Below are 23099 nucleotides of genomic sequence, written 5' to 3'. Positions count from 1 at the left end.
ATTTCTGCGCATGTGGTCTAGTCATGCCGTCAGTGAGAGCGCAGCCATCGAGCTGGCGCTCTTCGGTGTGACCGCACTCTGCGTGGCCGACATCGACTGTCGCTGACGCCGCCTCCTCGGCGTTCGCGTCGCGACCCTTTTCTCCTTTCCGTCCGTGACCGTGTCACGGGCTTTTCGACGACCCGGCGCCGGGGCCGACGTCTGCTCGCAGTCGTCTCACTCCTCGTCCACTTGTCTCATGTTCCGAGACATCCCTCCTCGAGAAATCCTCGACAGTTCCCCGAGAGGTCGTCATTCCGATGCGTCAACCGTCCGTCATAGCGCGCCGCGTGGCAGCGGCATCCGTCAGCCTGGTCGTGGCAGCGGGCGCCGCCGCCTGCGGCCCGAAGGACAGCGATGCCAAGGGCTCCGGTGGCGACTCCACGCCCCACAAGGGCGGCACCCTCACGGTGCTCAACTCCGAGCCGCAGACCGACTTCGACCCCGCCCGCCTCTACACCTCCGGCGGCGGAAACGTCCCTTCGCTGGTGTTCCGCACCCTCACCACGCGCAACCGCGAGAACGGCGCGGCCGGTTCCAAGGTCGTCCCCGACCTCGCCACCGACACCGGCCGGCCCGACAAGGACGCCACCGTGTGGACGTACACCTTGAAGAAGGGCCTCAAGTACGAGGACGGCACCCCGATCACCTCGGCCGACATCAAGTACGGCATCGAGCGCTCCTTCGCCCCCGAGCTGTCCGGCGGCGCACCCTATCTGCGCGACTGGCTGGTCGGCGCCGCCGACTACCAGGGGCCGTACAAGGACAAGAAGGGCCTCTCGGCGATCGAGACGCCGGACGCGCGCACCATCGTCTTCCACCTGAACAAGCCCGAGGGCGAGTTCCCGTTCCTCGCCACGCAGACGCAGTTCACCCCGGTGCCCAAGAGCAAGGACAACGGCACCAAGTACGAGGAGCACCCGATCTCGTCCGGCCCCTACAAGGTCGTCAAGAACGAGAACGACGGCGAACACGTCCTCCTCACGCGCAACAAGTACTGGTCGGCGGCGACCGACGACGAGCGCAAGGCCTACCCCGACACCGTCGACGTCCTCTCCGGCCTCGACTCCTCCGTGATCAACCAGCGGCTGTCCGCGTCTCAGGGAGTGGACGCCGCGGCCGTCACCACGGACACCAACCTCGGACCGGCCGAACTCGCCAAGGTCAGCGGCGACAAGGAACTCGCCGCGCGCGTGGGCACCGGCCACTTCGGCTACACGAACTACATCGCGTTCAACCCGACCGTGAAGCCGTTCGACAACCCGAAGGTGCGGCAGGCGATCGCGTACGCCGTCGACCGTTCCTCGGTGGTCAACGCGGCCGGCGGCAGCTCGCTCGCCGAGCCCGCCACCACCTTCCTGCCCAACCAGAAGTCCTTCGGCCACACGCCGTACGACCCGTTCCCGGCCGGCGCCTCCGGCAACCCGGCCAAGGCCAAGGAACTGCTCGCCCAGGCCGGTTACAAGAGCGGGCTCACCATCACGCTGACCCATTCCAACGCCAAGAACTTCGAGACCAGCCCGGAGATCGCGACCGCCGTCCAGGACGCGCTCAAGAAGGCCGGGATCACGGTCAAGCTCCAGGGCCTGGAGGACAACGACTACAAGGACAAGATCCACAGTGTGAAGACCGAGCCCGGCTTCTTCCTGGCGCACTGGGGTGCCGACTGGCCCTCCGGCGGTCCCTTCCTCGCCCCGATCTTCGACGGCCGGCAGATCGTCAAGGACGGCGCGAACTTCAACACGGGGCTGCTCGACGACAAGTCGGTCAATGACGAGATTGACGCGATCAACAAGTTGACCGACCTTGACGCGGCCGCCCAGCGATGGGGTGCACTGGACAAGAAGATCGGCGAGAAGGCCCTTGTCGTCCCGCTGTTCCACCCGGTCTACAAGCGCCTGTACGGCTCGGACGTCAAGCACATCGTCATCAGCGACTGGACCGGCGTGCTGGACATCTCCCAGGTCGCGGTGAAGTGACGCCGTGAGCGAGGCACTTGTCGCCGTCGAGGCCGCCGGGGCGGACACCGCCGCCCCGGCGGCCTCGGGGGCACGTCAGTTCTGGCGGCGGCTGCGCGCGCAGCGCGCCGCCCTGGTCGCCGCGGCCGTCGTCGCGCTGCTCGTCCTGATCGCGCTCGCCGCGCCGCTGCTCACCGCGCTGGAGGGCCAGGACCCCACCACCTACCACCCGTCCCTGATCGACTCGGCGCGCGGCGGCGTGCCCCTCGGCTCCCTCGGCGGCCTCGGCGCCGACCACTGGCTGGGCGTCGAACCGCAGACCGGACGCGACCTGTTCGCCCGGCTCGTCTACGGGGCGCGGGTGTCGCTGGGCGTCGCGCTCGGTGCCACGGTCCTCCAGGTGGTCCTCGGCGTCACCATGGGCGTGGCGGCCGGCCTGGGCAACCGCCGGGTCGACCAGGTCCTCAGCCGGATCACCGACATCTTCGTCTCGATGCCGCTGATGGTCATGGCGCTCGCGCTGCTGGCCGTCGTGCCGGGCGGCTTCCCGCGGCCCGTCCTCGTCGCGCTGATCATCTCCCTGGTCTCCGGCTGGAGCACGACGGCGAAGACGGTGCGCGCCCAGACCCTCACCCTGAAGAACCTCGACTACGTCGCGGCGTCCCGGCTCAGCGGCTGGAGCACCTGGCGCACCGCCGTACGCGAGCTGCTGCCCGGGCTCGCCGCGCCCGTCATCACGTACGCGGCGCTGCTGATCCCGTCGAACATCAGCGCCGAGGCCGCCCTGTCCTTCCTCGGCGTCGGCGTGAAGCCGCCGACGCCCTCCTGGGGGCAGATGCTCACCTCCGCCGACGTCTGGTACCAGGCGGCCCCGCAGTATCTGCTGCTGCCCGCCGCGGCCCTGTTCGTGACCGTGTTGGCGATGACCGTCCTCGGCGACGGCGTCCGCGTCGCCCTCGACCCCCGCGCGGCCTCCCGCCTGCGCATCGGCACCGGCCGCAAGCGCGAGGCCCGCGCGGAGACCGCCGTACCGCAGGCCGGCGTGGCGGACGCGGCCGTGAAGAACAAGGAGGACCGGGCATGAGCGGCCTCACCGGCTTCGTCCTGCGCCGCGTCATCGGCGCCGTGATCACCCTGTTCGCGCTCTCGGTGATCATCTACGTCGTCTTCTACGTCACCCCCGGCAACGTCGCCCAGATCACCTGCGGCCCGCGCTGCTCGCCGGCCCAGGTCCACCAGGTGGCCCAGCAACTGCACCTCGACGACCCGCTGTACGTGCGCTACTGGCACTTCCTGCAGGGACTCTTCGTGGGCCAGGACTTCTCCACCGGCACGTCCGTCGAGCACTGCACGGCGCCCTGCCTCGGCCAGTCGTACCAGACCGACCAGCAGGTCACCGCCATCATCCTGACCAAGCTGCCGGTGAGCTTCTCGCTGGTGCTCGGCGCGATGGTGATCTGGCTGGTGCTCGGCGTCGGCACCGGCGTGCTGTCCGCCTGGCGGCGTGGCCGCTTCACCGAGCGTCTGCTGACCGCGATCACGCTGGCGGGCGTCGCCACGCCCGTCTTCGTCATCGGACTGGTCCTGATGATCGTCGTCTGCGGCGAACTGCAGCTCCTGCCCTTCCCGCAGTACGTCCCCTTCACCGACGACCCCGAACAGTGGGCATGGAACCTGCTGCTGCCCTGGCTCTCCCTCGCCCTCGTCGAGGCGGCCAACTTCGCCCGGCTGACCCGGGCATCGATGCTGGAGACGCTGGCCGAGGACCACATCCGCACGTTCCGCGCATACGGCGTCGGCGAGCGGGCGGTGATCGCCCGGCACGCGCTGCGCGGCGCGACCGCCTCCGTCATCGCGCTCAACGCGGTCACCTTCGGCTCGGCCGTCGGCGGTGCCGTCCTCACCGAGACCCTCTTCGGCCTGCCCGGCGTCGGCCAGGAGCTGGTGCACGCGGTGAAGGTCGTCGATCTTCCGGTGGTCGTCGGCATGGTCCTGGTCATCGGCTTCTTCGTGGTCCTCGCCAACGCCGTCGCGGATGTCCTGTACGCGGTGGCCGACCGACGGGTGGTACTGGCATGAGCCTGGTCGAAGTCAAGGACCTGACGGTCGGGTTCGGCTCCCTGCGGGCCGTGGACGGACTCTCCTTCAGTCTGGCGGAGGGCGCCGCGCTGGCCCTCGTCGGCGAGTCCGGCTCCGGCAAGTCCACGGTCGCGGGAGCCCTGCTGGGCCTGCACCGGGGCACGGGGGCCCGGGTCACCGGCTCGGTGCGGGTGGCCGGCACGGACGTACAGGCGGCCCCGGACGAGGAGTTGCGGCGGCTGCGCGGGGCGAGGGCCGCCATGGTCTTCCAGGACCCGCTGTCCTCGCTGGACCCGTACTACGCGATCGGCGACCAGATCGCCGAGGTCCATCGCGTGCACACGCGCGTGTCCCGTCGCACGGCACGCGCGCGTGCCGTGGAGGTGCTGGAGCGGGTGGGAATTCCGGACGCGGTACGGCGGTCCCGGTCCCGGCCGCACGAGTTCAGCGGCGGCATGCGCCAACGCGCCCTGATCGCCATGGCGCTCGCCTGCGAACCGGATCTGCTGATCGCCGACGAGCCGACCACCGCCCTCGACGTCACCGTCCAGGCGCAGATCCTCGACCTGCTGCACACGCTGCGCGAGGACACCGGCATGGGCCTGCTGCTCGTCACCCACGACGTGGGCGTCGCCGCCGAGAGCGTGGACGACATCCTCGTCATGCGGCACGGCAGGGCCGTCGAGCACGGCCCCGTCGGCACGGTCCTCGCGGCGCCCGCCGAGCCGTACACCCGCGAACTCCTCGACGCCGTCCCGCGCGTGGACGCCCGCCGCACCGGCTCCAGGGCCACCGACGAGGTCGTGCTGGAGGCCACCGGGGTGCGGCGCGAGTTCGGGCGCGGCAAGCGGGCGTTCACGGCCGTGGACGACGTCTCGCTGACCGTCCGCCGCGGCGAGACCCTCGGCGTGGTCGGCGAGAGCGGCAGCGGCAAGACCACGCTCGGCCGGATGCTGGTCGGGCTGCTGGAGCCGACCGCCGGAGCGATCCGCTACGAGGACCGCCCGCACACCGGCGTGAACCCGGCCATCCAGATGATCTTCCAGGATCCCGTCTCCTCCCTCAACCCCCGCCGCAGCGTGGGCGAGTCCATCGCCGACCCGCTCCGCGCGCGTGGCGACCATGACGTGGAGCGCATCCGGGGGCGCGTGACGGAACTGCTGGAGCGCGTGGGGCTCGACAGGTCGCACTACGACCGCTACCCGCACGAGTTCAGCGGCGGCCAGCGCCAGCGCATCGGCATCGCCCGCGCGCTCGCCGCCGAACCGCGCGTCATCGTCTGCGACGAGCCGGTCTCCGCGCTCGACGTGACCACGCAGGCGCAGGTGGTCGAGCTGCTCGGCGAACTCCAGCGGGAACTCGGCCTCGCGCTGGTCTTCATCGCCCACGACCTCGCCGTCGTACGGCAGGTCAGCGACCGGGTCGCGGTCATGCGGCGCGGCCGGGTCGTCGAGTACGGGCCGGCCGACGAGGTGTACGACAGCCCGCGCGAGCCGTACACCGGACAACTCCTGGCCGCCGTACCCGCGCTCGACCCGGAGCTGGCGGCCCGGCGGCGCGCGGCCCGCCGTGAACCGGCCGTGGCGTAACGTTTTGTGCTCGGCCGATCGCCGTGTGAATCCCTAGCGCGGCCGAACGCGACCCGCACGCGAAAGTTACGTCCGTTCACCCCTTTTGGTGGCGCGATGGACAACCGTCCGTCGCGCCACCGCCTTGTCCCCTTACGTTCGTCCCGCTGTGAGCCGCCGGGACAACGGCGGCTCCCCAGACGGGAGATCGGGGGTGCACACGTGCGCATCGGACTGCTTACGGAGGGTGGCTACCCGTATGTGAGCGGTGACGCCGGACTCTGGTGCGACCGGCTCGTGCGCGGGCTCGAACAGCACGAGTTCGACCTCTACGCGCTCAGCCGCAGCCGGCGCCAGGAGGAGGACGGCTGGGTCCCGCTCCCGCCGCAGGTCGGCCGGGTGCGTACGGCGCCGCTGTGGACGTCCGAGGACGACGGGGTCGCATACGGGCGGCGCGCGCGCCGGCGCTTCGCCGAGTGCTACGGCGAACTCGTCGGGGCGATGTGCGCCGGGACCGGTGTCGATGCCTCCGCCGAGGGTGGGGCCACCGATCTGCCGGACCGTTTCGGCAGCGCGCTGTACGGACTCGCCGAACTCGCCCGCGAGCAGGGCGGACTGGTCGGCGCCCTGCGCTCGGACGCGGCCGTACACACCCTCGAACGCGCCTGTCGCGCCCCCGGCGCACTGCGCACGGCGCGCGAGGCGCGCGTACCCGACCTGCTCACCGTCACCGCACACCTCGAACGCGCCCTGCGCCCCCTCTCGCTCGACTGGTACGGCGACGACGGCCTCGGCGCGGCCGACCTCTGCCACGCAACCGCCGGAGGCTCCACCGCCCTCCCCGGGCTGCTCGCCCGGCACTTCTGCGACGTGCCGCTGCTCGTCACCGAGTACGGCGTACAGCTTCGCTCGCACTACCTGGCCCTCGGCCCCGACGCCGCCGCCCCCGCCGTACGCGCGCTGCTCGGCGCCTTCCACGGCCGGCTCGCCGCCGAGGTCTACCGGCGGGCCGAGATCCTCACGCCCGGCAACGCCCACGCCCGCCGCTGGCAGGAACGGTGCGGCGCCGACCGGGCCAGGATCCGCACCGTCCACCCGGGCATGGACGCCGCCCGCTTCGCCGAGGTCGGCGAGGCCCCGGACCGCGCCGCCCCGGACACCCTGGTCTGGGTCGGGCGCGTCGAACCCGCCAAGGACCTGATCTCGCTCCTGCATGCCTTCGCGGAGGTCCGCAAGGAGGAGCCGAGGGCGCGCCTCAGGATCGTCGGCGCCCCCTGCGGACCCGAAGGCGCGGCCTACCTCGGCCACTGCCGGGCGCTCGCCGCACAGCTCTTCCCGGACGAGGCGGAGGGCGTGCACGCCGTCGGCGACAACCCGGTCTCCTTCGAGGAGATCGGCAGCCCCGAGGCCCCCACGCTGCCCGACGCGTACGCCGCCGGCGCGGTCGTCGTGCTCTCCAGCGTCGTCGAGGGCTTCCCGATCGGCCTCATCGAGGCCATGTTCTGCAGTCGGGCCACAGTCTCCACCGACGTCGGCGCGGTGGTGGAGGTCATCGGGGGCACGGGGCTCGTCGTACCGCCGCGCAATCCGCGGGCGCTCGCCGAGGCGTGCGTGGCGCTGCTGCGCGACCCCGAGCGCCGTGAGCGCCTCGGCGCCGCCGCGCGCGCCCGCGCGCTCGAACTGTTCACCGTCGAGCAGAACATCGCGGCATTTCACGGCATTTACCTACAGATCGTTTCGCACTGTCCGGTCCGCCGGGTCGTCCTCGACGAGGCCGGCGCGCCCCTGCCGTTCGCCGCCCCCGCCGAGTCCCGCGTCCCCGGCCGCTGGACCGGCCCCACGGCCCGTGTCCTGCCCCGGACCGTCCCCGGCTGGGCCGCGGCCCCACCGGTACGCGCGACACCACTGGCCGCCGCGGAGGGGGCGTGATGAGCGTTCGGGACGACCGTGTCGACGGCAACCGCCTCGACGGAGACAGGGACAAGGGCCAGGACAGGTACAGGGGCGGAGACGGGAACGGCGCGGTGAGCGGCTTTAGCGAACGGGGCACGTCGGGCGCGCTGGACCTGCCCGGGATGCCGAGTGGCGCCGAGCCCTGGGACTCACGGCTGGGAGAGTGGGGCGAGAGGGAGCGGGGCGGCGAGGGGGTCGCAGAGGGGCAGCGACGGCAGGGCCCCGGACCGCTCGCCGCGCGCGTGGTAGCCGATGCGGAAGCGGAACCGTACGCCTCATGTCCGGTCAACTCACCATTCGGCAAGGGCGATTCGGGTGTCCCCGAGGCGGGCAAGCGACGCGTGGCCGCACCCCGGCGGGGGGCCGCCGACCCCGTGAAGGCGCTGCTGCACCGGCATCGTGAACTGTGCGAGCGGGCCGTGGACCCCTTGGAGATCGCCGCCGGACTGGAGGCGCACGGCGTCACCGACCGGACCGCCGCCCGCTTCCGCCATCGCGACGTCTTCTCGCTCGCCGAGGAGCTGTACGCGCGCGTGCCGCGGGGTGGCGAGCAGGGCGCCACCACCGAGCCCCTGCCCGTGCCTCGCGTCCGCGCGGACCGGATCCTGCTCACCCTCCTGCCCGGCGCCCTCGGCGCGGCCACCGTGGCCGGACTGCGTCTCACCCACGGCCACCCCCGTCTCCTGGTCGCCCTCGCCGGCGTCCTCGCCGTCGCCCTCGCCACGCGTGCCCCACTGCGCCGCGGCCCCCTCGCCGGCCTGCCCGGCACACACGCGTGGCGCACGGCGAACGGCACGCGCGCGTGCACTCTCTGGCTGCTCGGTTACGCCCTCCTCGGCGACGGCCTTCTGCGTGCCGTCGTGACGGGCGGCCCCGACGCGCTGCCGACCGGCGCCCCGGACGGCGCCTGGCCCACCGCCACCGCTCCCGTCCTGGCCCTCACGCTGGCCTGCGCCCCGGCCGCCTGGTGCGCCCAGCTGCTCACCGCGGGCGCCCGCCGCAGGCTCGCCGGCAGCCGGGGCTTGGAGGACTTCACGGCCGCCGCGAGGCCGTTGCTGTTCGGCACGTTCGCCCTGTTCCTGGGCGCGCTCACCGCACTGCTCCTGCTGTGCGGCACCGTCCTGCACGAACCCGTGGCCTACCCGCAGACCCTCGCCCTGGGCGCGCTGCTGCTGCTCGCCCGCCTGCTCACCGTGCACCACCACCGGCACGCCCCCGCCGTGGTGCTCGGGGCCGCGGCGGCCACGGAGGCGGTGGCCGTCGCGGCGCCGCTGGCCGCGAGGCTGCCTGGCTGCGCCGTCCTGGCGACCCCCGTACGGGCTCTCGTGAACGCCTGGGGCGAGGCCGCCGTCCCGGCCCTCGCCTGCGGCGTCGCGGCGCTGGCCCTGCTGCTCCACGCCGGCCGCACCCTCACCCAGGCCTCGGCACACGCGCCCACGGGAGCCTCCGAGTGAACCTTCCGCCACCGGCCCGAGCCAGCGCCGGACGCGACCGCACCACCCCTTTTGCGCGACCGCACCACCCTTTTGAAGGAGAAGCCAGATGACCACCTCCCGACCCGGAGCGTCCGGAGCCCCCGGAACCGCCGGCGCGTGCGCAGCCGCCGCAGCCGCGGGCGCAGGAGCCGCCGGGACCGCCGGAGCCGGAGTCCGGGGAATCACCGGATCCGCCGGCACCGTAAGAACGGGTGGACCCACCGCAACCGCCTGCCCCACCACACCCGCCGCCCCGGCGAGTCACACGGGCCCGGCCAGTCCCGCCAGTCCCCATGGCATCAGTCCCAGTGGCCCCGTCAGTCCCACCGGCCCCGCCGGTCACGCCCGTGCCCACACCCCGGGAGCCGTCCGATGAGGGTTCTGCTGATCGGAGCCAACGGATACATCGGCCGCTTCGTCGCCGACCGTCTGCTCGCCGACCCGGCCGTCCAGCTGACCGCGCTAGGCCGCGGCGACGACGCCGACGTCCGCTTCGACCTCGCCAGCGGCAGCCCCGGCGCGCTCACCCGCTTCCTCGACGCGGTGCACCCCGGGGTCGTGATCAACTGCGCCGGCGCCATCCGCGGCGGCGCCCGCGACCTCACCCGGCACAACACCGTGGCCGTCGCCACCGTCTGCGAGGCCCTGCGCCGCAGCGGCTGCGGCGCCCGTCTGGTGCAGATCGGGTGCAGCGCCGAGTACGGGCCGAGCCAGCCCGGCTCCTCCACCGCCGAGGACGCCGTACCGCGCCCCGGCGGCCCGTACGGCGTCAGCAAGCTCGCCGCGACGGAACTGGTCCTCGGCTCCGGTCTGGACGCCGTCGTGCTGCGCGTCTTCTCACCGGCCGGCCCCGGCACCCCGGCCGGCTCCCCGCTGGGCCGCCTCGCCGAGGCCATGCGCCGGGCCATGCAGTCCGGCGACGGCGAACTCAAACTCGGCGGCCTCGGCGTCCAGCGCGACTTTGTCGACGTACGCGATGTCGCCCGCGCCGTGCACGCCGCCTCGCTCTCCGCCGCCCAGGGCGTCATCAACATCGGCTCCGGCCGCGCCGTCCGCCTCCGTGACGCCGCCGCCGTTCTCGCGCGCGTGGCCGGGTACGGCGGCGCCCTCCACGAACTCGACGCCCCGCCCGGCCCGCTGCGCGGCGCCATCGGCCACCCGCGCCCCGACTCCGACCACGCGGCCCCGGTGGCGTACCCGTACCCGTACCCGGACGGCTGCGGCAGCTGGCAGCAGGCAGATGTGCGCACCGCGCGCGACCGGCTCGGCTGGCGGCCCCGTATCAACCTCGAGGAATCCCTGGCCGATATCTGGATGGAGGCGGCATGCCGCATCTGACCAGCACCACAGCAGGCGTCACCAGCACCGGCCTGCGCACCGCCCTCGGCGTCCCCGGCTACGCCCACCCGCTCGTCGCCCCCGCCCAGTGGGCCGAACTCGCCCGCCCGGGCACCCCGCTGGACTGGGTGGTCCTCAACGTGGCCGCGGGCCCCGGCACCCGCCCGGACCCGCACTGCCTGGAAGCCGCGGGCCGACTGCGGGGCGCGGGTGTCCGCGTCCTCGGCCACCTGGACCTCACCCATGGCGCCCGCGCCTTCGCCGACCTGCTGTCCGACGCCCACCGGTACCTCGACTGGTACCGGGTCGACGGCTTCCTGCTGGATCGTTGTCCCACCGGCCGCACCGCGCTCCCCGAGGTCCGCCGTGCGGTCACCACGCTCCGGGCGATCAGTGACACCGCCCACATCGTCCTCGGCCACGGCAGCCATCCGCACCCCGGGTACGCGGAGAACGCCGACCAGCTGGTGACCTTCTCCGGCCCCTGGTCCGACTACCGCTGGTCCCAGGTCGCCGAATGGACCGCCGACTATCCGCCGGATCGCTTCTGCCACTTCGTGCACAGCGTGCCCCGCGGCCATCTGGAGGAGGCGCTGCGCATCGCACGCTGGCAGGGAGCGGCGACGATCTACTTCACCGACCGCACGGATCGTGGCGGCCGCACCGACCCCTGGGAGACGATGCCCGGCTACTGGGACGAAATCGTCTCGCGTATCGGAACAGGTGTCTCGGAATGAAGAAGGCCGTGGCAGTGTTACGTGGAGAACAACTGTAGTGATTGACCGATCAACGGAGTCCCCGTGTCGCTGCCACCCCTGGTTGAGCCAGCTGCTGAGCTCACCGTAGACGAGGTCCGCAGGTACTCCCGCCACCTGATCATCCCCGACGTCGGGATGGACGGGCAGAAGCGGCTGAAGAACGCCAAGGTGCTGTGTGTGGGCGCCGGCGGCCTGGGCTCGCCGGCGCTGATGTACCTGGCCGCCGCGGGCGTGGGCACCCTCGGCATCGTGGAGTTCGACGAGGTCGACGAGTCGAACCTGCAGCGTCAGATCATCCACAGCCAGTCCGACATCGGCCGTTCCAAGGCCGAGTCCGCCCGTGACACCGTCAAGGGCATCAACCCGTACGTGGACGTGGTCCTTCACGAAGAGCGGCTCGAGGCCGAGAACGTGATGGACATCTTCAGCCAGTACGACCTGATCGTCGACGGCACGGACAACTTCGCCACCCGGTACCTGGTCAACGACGCCTGCGTGCTGCTGAACAAGCCGTACGTGTGGGGCTCGATCTACCGCTTCGACGGCCAGGCCTCCGTCTTCTGGTCCGAGCACGGCCCCTGCTACCGCTGCCTCTACCCGGAGCCCCCGCCCCCCGGCATGGTCCCCTCCTGCGCCGAGGGCGGCGTGCTCGGCGTGCTGTGCGCGTCCATCGGCTCCATCCAGGTCAACGAGGCCATCAAGCTCCTCGCGGGCATCGGCGAGCCGCTGGTCGGCCGCCTGATGATCTACGACGCCCTGGAGATGCAGTACCGCCAGGTCAAGGTCCGCAAGGACCCGAACTGCGCGGTCTGCGGCGAGAACCCGACCGTCACCGAACTCATCGACTACGAGGCCTTCTGCGGCGTCGTCTCCGAGGAGGCCCAGGAGGCGGCCGCCGGTTCGACGATCACTCCCAAGCAGCTCAAGGAGTGGATCGACGACGGCGAGAGCATCGAGATCATCGACGTCCGCGAGCCGAACGAGTACGAGATCGTCTCCATCCCGGGCGCCAAGCTGATCCCGAAGAACGAGTTCCTCATGGGCGCCGCCCTGGAGACCCTCCCGCAGGACAAGAAGATCGTCCTGCACTGCAAGACGGGTGTCCGCAGTGCGGAAGTCCTCGCGGTCCTGAAGTCCGCGGGCTTCTCCGACGCCGTCCATGTCGGCGGCGGCGTCATCGGCTGGGTCAACCAGATCGAACCCCACAAGCCGGTCTACTGAGCCGGTTCCCCGGTGCGGATGGCGGGGGCCTCGGGCGCGGACGGCGCCCGGGGCCCCGTCCGCGTCAGGGGCCCGGTCCTCGCCAGAACCCCCTCGCTCGTCAGGAGCAGACCGTGCCGTCTCTCGGTATCGTCCCGTCCAGCAGGTAGGTGTTCACTGCCGAGTCGACGCAGTCGCTGCCGTTGCCGTACGCCCCATGGCCCTCGCCCTTCCAGGTGAGTTCGATGCCGATGTCCTTGCCCAGACCGTCGGCCATTCTGCGGGCGCCCTCGTACGGCGTCGCTGGGTCGCCGGTGTTGCCGACCAGCAGGATCGGCGCCGCTCCCGGTGCACTGACCTGTGGGGTGTCGAACTGGCCGGGCACCGGCCAGTCATGGCACCAGCCGGCCGTGTCCCAGCCCAGGTAGTCCCCGAACACCGGCGAGAGCTGCTCGAACCGGGCCAGCCGCTGCTTCGTCTCGGAGAGGGTCGGCCGCTCCTTTTCGTCCAGGCACGAAATCGCCCGCTGGGCGTGGGACCTTGTGCCGTAGTGGCCCGAGGGGTCACGCTCGTTGTAGTCGCCCGCGAGCGCCAGCAGCGGTGAACCGTCGCCCCTCTCTGCAGAGTTGAGCGCGCCGGTCAGCCGCGGCCAGGTGGCCTTGCTGTACAGCGGCAGGATGATCCCGGTGACCGCGAGGCTCTCGGTCAGCTTCCGCCCGGACTCGGCCGGCAGTGGTCGCGCATCGATCCGCTTCAGAAGTGCTGCGATCTTCCGGGAGCCCTGTGCGGGGTCCTGGCCGGTGGATTTCAGGTAGTCGTCGAGGGCCCGTTGGAAGCCGCGGGTCTGGTTCTCGGCATGGCCCACCGTGTCCGCGGTCGGGTCGACCACCGCGTCGAGGATCATCCGCCCCACCCGCTGCGGGAACAAGTGGGCGTACACGCCGCCGAGTTCGGTGCCGTAGGAGATGCCGAAGTAGTGCAGCTTCTCGTCGCCGAGGACCTGGCGCATCAGGTCCATGTCGCGTGCGGTGTCGGTGGTGGACACATGAGCCAGCAGGTTTCCCGCGGCCTTCTGGCAGCCCTTCCCGAAGCCGGCGGCGTCCTGCAGGAACGCCTGCTCCTCCTGCGGCGTGTCCGGTGTGGCGTCCACGCCCTCGGCGGCCTCGATCTGCCGGTCGTCGCGGCAGCGGATGCCCTCGCTGGCGCCGACCCCGCGCGGGTCCCAGCTCACCAGGTCGTAGCGCTCATGGAGGTCCGCGGCGGTGTTCGCGTAGTACGGGAGCGTCGACACGCCCGAGCCGCCGGGGCCGCCGAAGTTGAACAGCAGCGAGCCGATGCGGTTCCCGCCCGTGGCCTGCGCGCGGATCAGCGCGAGGCCGATCGTCGCGCCGTCCGGCTCGGACCAGTCCAGCGGCACCTTGAGCGTTGCGCACCGCCACTCGCCGCTCGGTGCGGGGGAGCCTCCCGTGGCCTTGCAGCCTTGCCAGTCGAGGCGCTGGGAGGTGAGAGAGGCGGGCAGGTCTGTCGCCGGGACCGGCGGGGGAGCGGTGCTCGCCCCCTTGCCCTCGCCGCCCCCGCGTCCTTTTCCGCCGCCGCGCCCGTCGTCCGACGAGCCGCCGCCGCAGCCGGCCACCAGCAGCGCCGCGGCCACGACGGCCGTCCAGCGCAGGAATCGCCTCATACGCACCCCCCTCACAGGCCCCTCGCGTCGTGCCGCGCCGGGCGTTCAGGCCATGGTAGGTGCACCGGGCTGAGCCCGTTTCGGCCTGTGGATAACCTTCTGACCTGCGATTTCTTCACGGCGTTGGGGTGTTTCAGGAGCAGACCGCGCCGGCCTTCGGCGCCGTCCCGTCCAGCAGGTAGCCGTTCACCGCGCTCTGCACGCACTTGTTCTTGCTGTCGTACGCACCGTGCCCCTGGCCCTTGTACGTCAGCTCGACGGCGACGCCCTTGCCGAGTGCCTCGACCATCTTCTTCGCGCCCTCGTACGGGGTGGCCGGGTCGCCGGTGTTGCCGACGACGAGGATGGGCGCCGAGCCGGACGCGCTGACGTCGGGATGATCGGCGGCGCCTGGCACGGCCCAGTCGGTGCAGCTGACCATGCCCCAGGCCAGGTAGTCGCCGAACAGCGGGGAGGCGGCGCGGAACTCGGGCAGCTTCTGCTGGACGTAGTCGGCGGTGTAGCGGGGTTTCTCGTCGGCGCAGTTGATGGCGGTGTTCGCCGCGGTGATGTTGCTGTACTCGCCGTTCTCGCTACGGCCGTTCATCGAGTCGGACAGCAGCATCAGGATCTTGCCGTCGCCCTCGTAGGCCTGCTCCAGGCCCTCGGTGAGGTACTCCCAGAAATCCTTGGAGTACAGGGACTGTGCGATGCCGTTGGTCGCGGCGGTCTCGGTGAGCTGGCGCGGCGGGATGCCGGGAATCGGCTTGTTCTCCAGGCCGGTCAGCAGCTTCGCGATGCGGTTCTTCACATCCTGTGCGGTGCTGCCGATCGGGCATTCGGTGGTCTTCGAGGTGCAGTCCTGGGCGAAGTTGTCGAGCGCGAGCTGGAAGCCCTTGGCCTGTCCGAGCGCGCTCTGTTCGGGGTTCTGCGTGGGGTCCACGACGGCGTCGAGCACGGCCCGGCCGACGTTCTTGGGAAACAGGTGGGCGTACACGCCGCCGAGTTGGGTGCCGTAGGAGATGCCGAAGTAGTGCAGCTTGTCGTCGCCGAGGACCTGGCGCATCAGGTCCATGTCGCGGGCCGCGTCCGTGGTGGCCACGTGCGACAGGACCTTCTTGGAGTTCTTCTCACAGGCCGCGTTGAACTGCTTGGTGCGGTTCAGCAGCGCGGTGCGCTCGGCACTGTTGTCGGGGGTCGCGTCCTGCTGGAAGTACAGGTCCAGCTGCGAGTCGCTCTCGCACTCCACCGGCGCGCTGCGGCCGACCCCGCGCGGGTCGAAGCTGACCAGGTCGTAGCGGGTGCGCAGGGCGGCGTAGTCGTCGCTGAACGCGGGCAGCGTGCTGACGCCGCTGCCGCCGGGCCCGCCGAAGTTGAACACGAGCGAGCCGATCCGCTTGCTCGCGGGGCCGCTGGCCTTGGCGCGGATCAGGGCGATGCCGATCGTGTCGCCCTTCGGCCTGCTCCAGTCCAGAGGAGCCTTCATGGTGGCGCACTGCCATGTGCCGCCGCCCGGCAGCGGGGAGGGGGCGCTGCCGCCGCCCTCCGCCTCGGACGGGGCCGCGCAGTCCTTCCAGCCCAGCTTCTGCGCCGCCAGGTCGCCGTCCTTGGTGCCGTCGCCGCATCCGGCCAGCAGGGCGGACAGCAGCACGGCGGCGGCGGTCAGGGCGGAGGCGCGCAGCCGGGAGGGATTCGCCATGTCCCCATCGTGGGGGTGTGCACGCCGGTGCGCGCGGGGCGCGGGCCGTACGAGGTACGCCCACTGCTGCCGTGAGAAGGCGCGCACCGCTGCCCTGAGCAGGCGCGCGCACCTTCTGCCACGACCAGGCGCGCACCTCCTGGCACGACCTGGCGCATGCGCCCCCTGTCATGGGGATGGGCGCGCGCCCCTGCCTACAGGGCTCCCTTGCGGGTGAGGTGGTTGAAGGCCAGCCAGCCCGGGAGCACCGGCAGCCACAGTGTCAGCAGGCGGTACAGCAGCACGGCCGGGGCGGCGACTTCCTTGGGCAGGCCGAAGGCGATCAGACCGAGCGTGAGGCTCGCCTCCACCGCGCCCACGCCGCCCGGGGTGGGAGCCGCGGACCCGAGCGCGTTGCCGGCCAGGAAGACGACGGCGACGCTGGCGATGCTGAGTGAGGTCGTGCCGTCGCCGAAGGCCCGGATGGAGGCGTCCAGGCACATCACGAAGCAGGCCGTCAGCAGGAGCATGCCGCCGATGCCGGTGACGAGCTTCTGCGGCCGTTGCAGTACGTCGAGCATGCGCGGTACGACCCCGGCGAACAGTGACCTCACGCGCGTGACGACGAATTTCCGCAGGAACGGCACCGAGGTCACCACGAGCACCAGCACCGCCACCGTCAGCAGACCCGCGATGACCGTACGGGAAGGCGACAGCGACGGCGTCTTCTCGGTGCCGGTCAGATAGCCGAACGACAACAGCATCAGGATGTGGCAGCCGAGCCCGAACAGCTGCGACGCGCCGACGCTCGCCACCGCGAGCCCCGGGCGCACGCCGGTGCGCTGCAGGAAGCGCGTGTTGAGGGCCACACCACCGACCGCGGCCGGCGCCACGATCTTCACGAAGGACCCGGCGACCTGCGCCGCCGCCGTCCGCAGGAACGGCACCCGCTCCGGCACGAACCCCAGCAGCGCCATCGCGGCGGCGACGTAGCTGAGCGCGGAGAACAGCACCGCGGCGATCACCCAGCCCCACTGGGCCTGCGCGAACAGCGTGCCGAACTCGATGTGGGTGAGCTGGGTCAGCAGGTAGTACGCGCCGATCGCACCCGCGATGAAGCTGATGAGCGTGCGCGGCCGCACCCGCTCCAGCCGGGCCGGCTCCACGGGGGCCTGCGGCCTGATTCGCAGCACCTCGTGCCGGATCTGGGTGAGCAGGTCCTCCTCGCGGGCCTCTTCGAGGGCTTCGTCCATGGCCTGGCGCTCCGCGCGCTGCTCGGCGCGGACCGTCTGCTTGTCGGGCTTTTCGAGGGCGGGCCGGCTGGTCTCGGAGGCCTCCTCCGGACGGGCCTGCTTGGCCTGCCGCGACGCCTCCAGGACCGCTTCGCGTTCGCGTTGGGCGCGTTCCCGGGCCAGTCGGCGCAATGTCGCGCGCGTGGCGCGCGTCAGTGCGATCGGCTGGAGCATCGGCAGACAGTCGGCGACGGCGTCGGGGCCGAGCACGCCGACCGCCGAGGCCACCGCCCGCTCGGCACCCACCCGCAGGCCGAGCGTCGTGACCAGCTGTGCCACGTCCATGCGCAGCAGCAGCTCGCCGGCCGCGATCTCGCCGCCACGCAGCTCGGTGAGGATCACCCTGCCGGAACGATCCACCAGAATCGCGTCACCCGCGAGCCTGCGGTGCGCGATGCGCCGCGACTGCAGCGCCTGCACCTGGTGCCAGGTGTTGCGCAGCAGCTCGTCGGTGATGTCCTCGTCGGACAGCGAGTCCAGCGTGCGCCCGCCGGTGTGCTCGTAGACGAGCATCACGGCGTCGGGGCCGAGTTCGGAGGTGGCGATCAGCTTGGGCGCGTGGGCGCCGGCCGCGATCGCCGCGTACGCCAGCAGCGCCTCCTGTTCGAGCGCCTGGCGCAGCGACTGGAGGCTGGAGCGGGTGGCGAAACCGCGCAGGGTGAGATTGCGCCACGCGCGGTAGAAGAAGCCCTGGGCCTGCTGTTCCCGGTCCACGACCGTGACGTCCAGCGGCGGGCCGTCCTCCAGGGTGACGAAGTAGCGCCGGCCGCGGTCGCCGTTCTCCGTCTCCACGGCCTCCTCGCGGGCCGCGCTGACGGGGTGGAAGCCGACATGGCGCAGGCCCGCCATCAGGGTCTGCCCGGTGGGGCGGACGTTGGGGGAGCCGACCGCGTAGAGCGTGCCGTAGGCGACGGTCCAGCCGATCAGCACCGTCAGGATGATCGAGAACGGGGTCGTGTAGCCCGTGACCAGCATCGAGAACGCGTCGAGCAGCAGCACGATCCACAGCACCGCTCGCCATCTCGGTCTGCGGGACATGCCGACGGCCGTCATATAGGCGATGACGGGTGCCAGATAGCCGTGCACGGGGTCGGTCAGGACGTGGATGTCGCCCGGCGAGGGCTGGGTGAGCGCCTCCTGGATCGAGTCCGGGGCGGCTCTTGCGACCCACAGGTCGGTCGCGAGGGTCACTCCGTGGGCGAGAACGGCCGCGAGGACGCCGTCGGCGATGCGCAGTCCGTCTCGTTTGATCAGCCGTTCGATCGCGAAGGCGACCGGGACGAGCAGGATCGCGATGCTGGAGGCCAGTCCGGCGAACCTGATCAGCAGGTCGGGGGCCTGTCCGGTGCCCTTGTTGATGTCCTGTTCGAGGCCCGAGGTGGTGCCGTGCGCGAACGCGGCGATCGCGAGCAGTACGACGATGGCGAGCAGGCCCACCAGGCACCGCATGAGATCGGAAGGGCGGTGCACGCGCGCGGGGAGCAGCGGTTCGTCGCCCTCCACGGCCTCGGCGTGCGGATCGTCGTCCGCGCCCGGACCGTGATCAGGGGGCTTGTTCTCCTGGACGTGCGCCCCCTCGGTCTCGTCGTGGTCGTGCTCAGGGCTGTCGTGCCCACGTGGACCGGTGTCTTCCCGCCGCGTGTCGCCGCCTGTGCCCGGGCCGTCGGCGGTGTCGGGGCGCGCGGCGGCGTCAGGGGTGCCGGCTCCGCCCTCGGGGTGCACGCCCTGCTGCTTCATGGTCTCTTCTTGGTCTCGTATCACCAGTCACCGCCCGCACGATGGTGGCATGTCCCACCGACACACGCGGCCATCAGGGTGCGGATGCGCGGGCGCACAGTCTGCCGGAAGCGCCGTTCCGGGGCGAGAGGGCCGTATGTCGCGGTCCGCGCCGCGATGTCGGTGGGGTGCGGCAGGATGGGACGAATGAGCGAGCAGAGCCCTGCCGAGGACACCCGCGAGGAGTACGCGGACGCGCTGCCGGAGTACGCCGAGCGGGTCCTCGACGTGGCGGAGCGCATTCCGCCGGGGCGGGTCATGACATACGGCGATGTCGCCGAGTGGCTCGAGGAGGGCGGTCCGCGCCAGGTCGGCCGGGTGATGGCCCTCTACGGAGGCGCAGTCCCGTGGTGGCGCGTCGTACGAGCCGACGGGGTGCTGCTGCCCGGTCACGAGCTGAGAGCGCTCACCCACTACCGCACCGAGGGCACGCCGCTGAAGACGGCGGCCAGCAGTGCCGAGGGCCATCTGCCGCGACTCGACATGCGGCGGGCCCGTTGGGACGGCGGGGCGGGCGCGGAAGGTCACACCTGACAGCTTCCGCCATCGGATGCCCTCGGGGAGAGCCCGTGGCCCGTACGGGTGACATCGGGGACGTCCGTGGCATGACGTACGTTCGTGAGGTGTGGGATGCGCGTGGCGCGAGCGTCGTGAGGTAAGAAGCGGAAGCCCCGCTTCCGTCCGGTGCGGCGGCGTAGCGTCGGCGGCACGTGTCCCCCTCACCCCGCGGCCACCGTCACGCACGCGTGACCGCCCGCCCACCAGCACAACCACCAGGACCGGCCAACCACGTGAGCTCCTCTTCCTCCACCAGGCGCCTGCCGCACCCCCCGGTGCGGCAGGGGGGCCGTGGCGCTTACCGACTGGTCCGTACCCCGCCGGCCGCCATGGACCCCCCTCCTGTGGACGCGGCGCAGCGCACCGTGGTTGATCACCGGAGCGGACCCCTCCTTGTCCTCGCCGGTCCCGGCACCGGCAAGACCACCACCCTCGTCGAGTCCGTCGCCGCGCGGATCGCCCGCGGCGCCGACCCCGAACGCATCCTGGTGCTGACATTCAGCCGCAAGGCCGCCGTCGACCTGCGCGACCGCATGGCCCTGCGCATGGGCGCCGCCCGCGCCCCCCGGGCCACCACGTTCCACTCGTACTGCTACGCCCTGGTGCGCGCCCACCAGGACAGCGGCCTGTTCGCCGAGCCGCTGCGCCTGCTCTCCGGCCCCGAGCAGGACGTCGCCGTCCGCGAGCTGCTCGCCGGACACCCCGAGCTGGAGCGGCTCGGGCTCACCCCTGTGCGCTGGCCGGACGAGCTGCGCGCCTGCCTGACCACGCGCGGCTTCGCCGACGAGGTCCGCGCGGTCCTCGCCCGCAGCCGCGAGCTGGGCCTCGGCCCCGATGCCCTGGACGCCTTCGCCCGCCGTATCGGCCGCCCCGACTGGCGCGCCGCCGCCGCGTTCCTCGCCGAGTATCTCGACGTGCTCGACCTGCACGGCGTGATCGACTACGCCGAACTGGTCCACCGCGCGGTCCTGCTCGCCCGCCGCCCCGAGACCGCCGCACGACTCGCCGCCCAGTACGACGCCGTGTACGTCGACGAGTACCAGGACACCGACCCCGCCCAGGTACGGCTCCTGCACGCGCTGGCCGGCGGCGGACGCACCCTGGTCGCCTTCGGCGACCCCGACCAGTCGATCTACGCCTTCCGTGGTGCCGACGTGAACGGCATCCTCGACTTCCCGGCGGCCTTCCCGCGCCCGGACGGCCGCTCCGCTCCCGTCCAGGTGCTGCGCACCTCCCGCCGCTCTGGCGCCGCCCTGCTGGCCGCCACCCGCCTGATCACGCAGCGCATGCCGCTGCCCCGGCTGCCCGCCGACAAGGCCCGCGCCCACCGCGAGCCGGTCGCCGTACGGGACGGGGGCCGCGTCGAGGTCTACACGTACCCGACGGCTGGTACGGAATTGGACAACATCGCGGACATTCTGCGCCGCGCGCACCTGGAGGACGGCATCGCGTGGAGCGACATGGCCGTCCTCGTCCGGGCCGGATCCCGCACCCTGCCGACGCTCCGCCGCGCCCTCACCGCGGCCGGCGTCCCGCTGGACATAGACGGCGACGACCTGCCTCTGCGCCACGAGCCCGCGGTGGCCCCCCTGCTGACGGCCCTGCGCGCGGTGGCCACTGCGGAGGCCCGCAGGCACGAGGAGAGCGCAGGCGCGCTCGCCTCAAACGCGGGCGCGCTCGACTCATCTGAGGAAGTCATCCCTTCCGGGGCACTTGAGAGAACCACCACCTCCGAAGAGGCTGCCGCCGCGGACGCCGTTCCCGAGGATGCCGCCCCTCAAGACGCCGCAGAGCCGGTCCCGGACACCTCCTGGCTCGACACCGAGACCGCGCTCACCCTGCTCGCCTCCCCCCTCGCCGGCATGGACCCGGCCGATCTGCGCCGCCTCGGGCGCGCCCTGCGCGAGGAGGAGCGCGCGGCGGGCAACCCGTTGCCGCCCCCCTCCGACGCGCTGCTCGCGCAGGCGCTCGCCGAACCCGAGCGCCTGGCCGTGCACGACCCGGCGTACGCGCGCGGGGCGCAGCGCCTCGGCGCGCTGCTCCGCACGGCCCGCCGGTGCCTGGCCGGCGGCGGTACGGCCGAGGAGGCGCTGTGGGAGCTGTGGCAGGGCACGCCGTGGCCCGCGCGTCTGGAGCGGGCCGCCCGGCGCGGCGGCGCGGCCGGCCGCAACGCTGACCGGGACCTGGACGCCGTGTGCGCGCTGTTCGCCACCGCCGCCCGCGCGGAGGAACGCACCGGAGGCCGTGGCGCCCTGAACTTCCTGGCGGAGACCGAGGCCGAGGACATCGCCGCCGACACGCTCACGCGCCGCGCGGTACGCCCGGACGCCGTCCGCCTGATGACCGCGCACCGCTCCAAGGGCCTTCAGTGGCGGCTGGTCGTCGTCGCCGGCGTCCAGGAGGGCCTGTGGCCCGACCTGCGCCGCCGCGGCTCCCTCCTGGAGGCCGACCGCATCGGCAGGGACGGACTCGCCGAACCGCTCACTCCGGGGGCGCTGCTCACCGAGGAGCGCCGCCTGTTCTACGTCGCCGCCACGCGCGCGTGCGAACGCCTCGTCGTGACCGCTGTGAAGGCGCCTGCCGACGACGGTGACCAGCCCTCCCGCTTCCTGACCGAACTCGGCGTCGAACCCCGGGACGTCACCGGCCGCCCCCGGCGCCCGCTGTCCGTGGCCGCGCTCGTCGCCGAGCTGCGCGCCACCACGGTCGACCCGCGCGCGTCCGCCGCGCTGCGGGAGGCCGCCGCCCGCCGGCTGGCCCGGCTCGCCGCCCTCGCCGACGAGGACGGCCGCCCGCTGGTGCCGTCCGCGCACCCCTACCGCTGGTGGGGCATGTACGACCCGACCGAGAGCAAGGTGCCGCTGCGTCACCGCGACCGTCCGGTCGTGCTCTCCGGCAGCGCCCTCGACCAGCTCGCCAACACCTGTGCGCTGCAGTGGTTCCTGGGGCGCGAGGTGAAGGCCGACGCCCCGGCCACGACCGCGCAGGGCTTCGGCAACGTCGTCCACGTCCTCGCCGACGAGGTCGCCTCCGGCCGTACCCCGGCCGACCTCGACGTCCTGATGGAACGGCTGGACTCGGTGTGGAACGCGCTCGCCTTCGACGCGCCCTGGAAGTCGCAGCAGGAGAAGGACAACGCGCGCGTGGCGCTCGAACGCTTCCTGAACTGGCATGTGCTGGACCGCACCGGGCGCACCCCGGTGGCGAGCGAGCAGGACTTCGACGTCACCCTCGGGGCGGGCGACTACGAGGTGCGCATTCGCGGTCAGATGGACCGCGTGGAGGCGGACGGCGAGGGCCGTGCCTACGTGGTCGACTTCAAGACCGGCAAGCAGGCTCCCAGCGCCGCCGAGGTGGCCCGCCACCCCCAGCTCGCCGTCTACCAGCTCGCCGTTCACGAGGGCGCCGTCGACGAGGCCTTCGACGGCGTACGTCCCGAACCAGGCGGCGCGGACCTGGTGCATCTCAGGCAGGGCGCCGCCAAGCGCGACGGAGGCGACGTTCTGCCCAAGGTGCAGACCCAGGAGCCGCTGTCGGGGGAGTGGGTCGGCGAGCTGCTGGCCACGGCCGCCGGCAAGGTCCTCGACGAGCGGTTCGCGCCGAACACCGGCCAGCACTGCACGCACTGCGCGTTCCGCGCCTCCTGCAGCGCCCGGCCGGAGGGGCGGCACGTGGTCGAGTGAGCCACCGGCAGGTGCCGAGTGACGTACGGCACCACAGCCGCTGACCTGCGCTTCTGCCACCCCGGACGGCCGATGTGGGCTCGG

At 72.3% G+C, this 23099-nt stretch carries 15 protein-coding genes; 12 read left to right on the top strand and 3 right to left on the bottom strand.

What is annotated here, in order from left to right:
- The first annotated feature begins 10 nt into the window (after positions 1–10).
- The 10 genes from AB0L75_RS26250 (at position 11) to moeZ (ending at position 12389) form a co-directional block, all read left to right on the top strand.
- Positions 11–106: an Ms4533A family Cys-rich leader peptide gene (locus AB0L75_RS26250; RefSeq protein WP_365185215.1), complete on the top strand. Its 96-nt coding sequence runs from the start codon at positions 11–13 to the stop codon at positions 104–106.
- Between the two features lie 193 nt (positions 107–299).
- Positions 300–2018 (top strand): ABC transporter substrate-binding protein, encoded by a 1719-nt coding sequence (locus tag AB0L75_RS26245; RefSeq protein ID WP_365185212.1) that lies wholly within the window; start codon positions 300–302, stop codon positions 2016–2018.
- Positions 2019–2022: 4 nt separating this feature from the next.
- Positions 2023–3081, top strand: coding sequence for an ABC transporter permease (locus tag AB0L75_RS26240; RefSeq protein WP_365185209.1), 1059 nt, complete (start codon positions 2023–2025; stop codon positions 3079–3081).
- Positions 3078–4076 (top strand): ABC transporter permease, encoded by a 999-nt coding sequence (locus AB0L75_RS26235; protein WP_365185206.1) that lies wholly within the window; start codon positions 3078–3080, stop codon positions 4074–4076. Before AB0L75_RS26240 ends, AB0L75_RS26235 begins: the two co-directional genes overlap by 4 nt.
- Positions 4073–5665, top strand: a complete 1593-nt coding sequence (locus AB0L75_RS26230) for an ABC transporter ATP-binding protein (protein WP_365185204.1) — start codon at positions 4073–4075, stop codon at positions 5663–5665. The genes AB0L75_RS26235 and AB0L75_RS26230 overlap by 4 nt, the downstream gene beginning before the upstream one ends.
- Positions 5666–5866: 201 nt before the next feature.
- The gene (locus AB0L75_RS26225) at positions 5867–7573 is read left to right on the top strand and encodes a DUF3492 domain-containing protein (RefSeq protein WP_365185202.1); all 1707 of its coding nucleotides are present in this window, start codon (positions 5867–5869) and stop codon (positions 7571–7573) included.
- On the top strand, positions 7573–9051 hold the full coding sequence (locus AB0L75_RS26220; RefSeq protein ID WP_365185199.1) for a hypothetical protein: 1479 nt from the start codon (positions 7573–7575) through the stop codon (positions 9049–9051). Before AB0L75_RS26225 ends, AB0L75_RS26220 begins: the two co-directional genes overlap by 1 nt.
- 393 nt (positions 9052–9444) lie before the next feature.
- Complete coding sequence (locus AB0L75_RS26215; RefSeq protein WP_365185197.1) at positions 9445–10410, top strand: NAD-dependent epimerase/dehydratase family protein; 966 nt, start codon at positions 9445–9447, stop codon at positions 10408–10410.
- Positions 10398–11147 carry a spherulation-specific family 4 protein gene (locus AB0L75_RS26210; protein ID WP_365185194.1) on the top strand — a complete coding sequence of 250 codons (750 nt, stop codon included), beginning with the start codon at positions 10398–10400 and terminating at the stop codon, positions 11145–11147. The genes AB0L75_RS26215 and AB0L75_RS26210 overlap by 13 nt, the downstream gene beginning before the upstream one ends.
- A 63-nt stretch (positions 11148–11210) precedes the next feature.
- Positions 11211–12389 carry an adenylyltransferase/sulfurtransferase MoeZ gene (moeZ, locus tag AB0L75_RS26205; protein ID WP_365185192.1) on the top strand — a complete coding sequence of 393 codons (1179 nt, stop codon included), beginning with the start codon at positions 11211–11213 and terminating at the stop codon, positions 12387–12389.
- 100 nt (positions 12390–12489) lie between these two features.
- Here the strand turns inward: moeZ and AB0L75_RS26200 are convergent, their stop codons facing one another.
- From AB0L75_RS26200 to AB0L75_RS26190, 3 genes are all read right to left on the bottom strand, one after another.
- Positions 12490–14049 (bottom strand): alpha/beta hydrolase, encoded by a 1560-nt coding sequence (locus tag AB0L75_RS26200; RefSeq protein ID WP_365185190.1) that lies wholly within the window; start codon positions 14047–14049, stop codon positions 12490–12492.
- A gap of 133 nt (positions 14050–14182) precedes the next feature.
- On the bottom strand, positions 14183–15727 hold the full coding sequence (locus AB0L75_RS26195) for an alpha/beta hydrolase (protein WP_365185189.1): 1545 nt from the start codon (positions 15725–15727) through the stop codon (positions 14183–14185).
- Positions 15728–15921: 194 nt separating this feature from the next.
- Positions 15922–18735 carry a lysylphosphatidylglycerol synthase domain-containing protein gene (locus AB0L75_RS26190; RefSeq protein ID WP_365185186.1) on the bottom strand — a complete coding sequence of 938 codons (2814 nt, stop codon included), beginning with the start codon at positions 18733–18735 and terminating at the stop codon, positions 15922–15924.
- A gap of 186 nt (positions 18736–18921) precedes the next feature.
- Here AB0L75_RS26190 and AB0L75_RS26185 point away from each other — a divergent pair, with 186 nt between their 5' ends.
- Positions 18922–19308 carry an MGMT family protein gene (locus tag AB0L75_RS26185; protein ID WP_365185184.1) on the top strand — a complete coding sequence of 129 codons (387 nt, stop codon included), beginning with the start codon at positions 18922–18924 and terminating at the stop codon, positions 19306–19308.
- 257 nt (positions 19309–19565) lie between these two features.
- Positions 19566–23015: an ATP-dependent DNA helicase gene (locus tag AB0L75_RS26180; RefSeq protein WP_365185182.1), complete on the top strand. Its 3450-nt coding sequence runs from the start codon at positions 19566–19568 to the stop codon at positions 23013–23015.
- The last annotated feature ends 84 nt before the right edge of the window (positions 23016–23099 follow it).

Origin of the sequence: Streptomyces sp. NPDC052101 (genome assembly GCF_040680235.1) — a bacterium.
Classification (GTDB): domain Bacteria; phylum Actinomycetota; class Actinomycetes; order Streptomycetales; family Streptomycetaceae; genus Streptomyces.
The sequence above is the reverse complement of the archived record's forward strand: the minus strand, read 5'-3'. Positions and strand labels throughout refer to the sequence as shown.

Bases quoted from the DNA above. Each gene is read 5' to 3' on its own strand.
- AB0L75_RS26250 (WP_365185215.1), top strand. From the start codon at position 11: ATGTGGTCTAGTCATGCCGTCAGTGAGAGCGCAGCCATCGAGCTGGCG.
- AB0L75_RS26245 (WP_365185212.1), top strand. From the start codon at position 300: ATGCGTCAACCGTCCGTCATAGCGCGCCGCGTGGCAGCGGCATCCGTC.
- AB0L75_RS26235 (WP_365185206.1), top strand. From the start codon at position 3,078: ATGAGCGGCCTCACCGGCTTCGTCCTGCGCCGCGTCATCGGCGCCGTG.
- AB0L75_RS26230 (WP_365185204.1), top strand. From the start codon at position 4,073: ATGAGCCTGGTCGAAGTCAAGGACCTGACGGTCGGGTTCGGCTCCCTG.
- AB0L75_RS26220 (WP_365185199.1), top strand. From the start codon at position 7,573: ATGAGCGTTCGGGACGACCGTGTCGACGGCAACCGCCTCGACGGAGAC.
- AB0L75_RS26215 (WP_365185197.1), top strand. From the start codon at position 9,445: ATGAGGGTTCTGCTGATCGGAGCCAACGGATACATCGGCCGCTTCGTC.
- AB0L75_RS26210 (WP_365185194.1), top strand. From the start codon at position 10,398: ATGCCGCATCTGACCAGCACCACAGCAGGCGTCACCAGCACCGGCCTG.
- AB0L75_RS26200 (WP_365185190.1), bottom strand. From the start codon at position 14,049: ATGAGGCGATTCCTGCGCTGGACGGCCGTCGTGGCCGCGGCGCTGCTG.
- AB0L75_RS26195 (WP_365185189.1), bottom strand. From the start codon at position 15,727: ATGGCGAATCCCTCCCGGCTGCGCGCCTCCGCCCTGACCGCCGCCGCC.
- AB0L75_RS26190 (WP_365185186.1), bottom strand. From the start codon at position 18,735: ATGAAGCAGCAGGGCGTGCACCCCGAGGGCGGAGCCGGCACCCCTGAC.
- AB0L75_RS26185 (WP_365185184.1), top strand. From the start codon at position 18,922: ATGAGCGAGCAGAGCCCTGCCGAGGACACCCGCGAGGAGTACGCGGAC.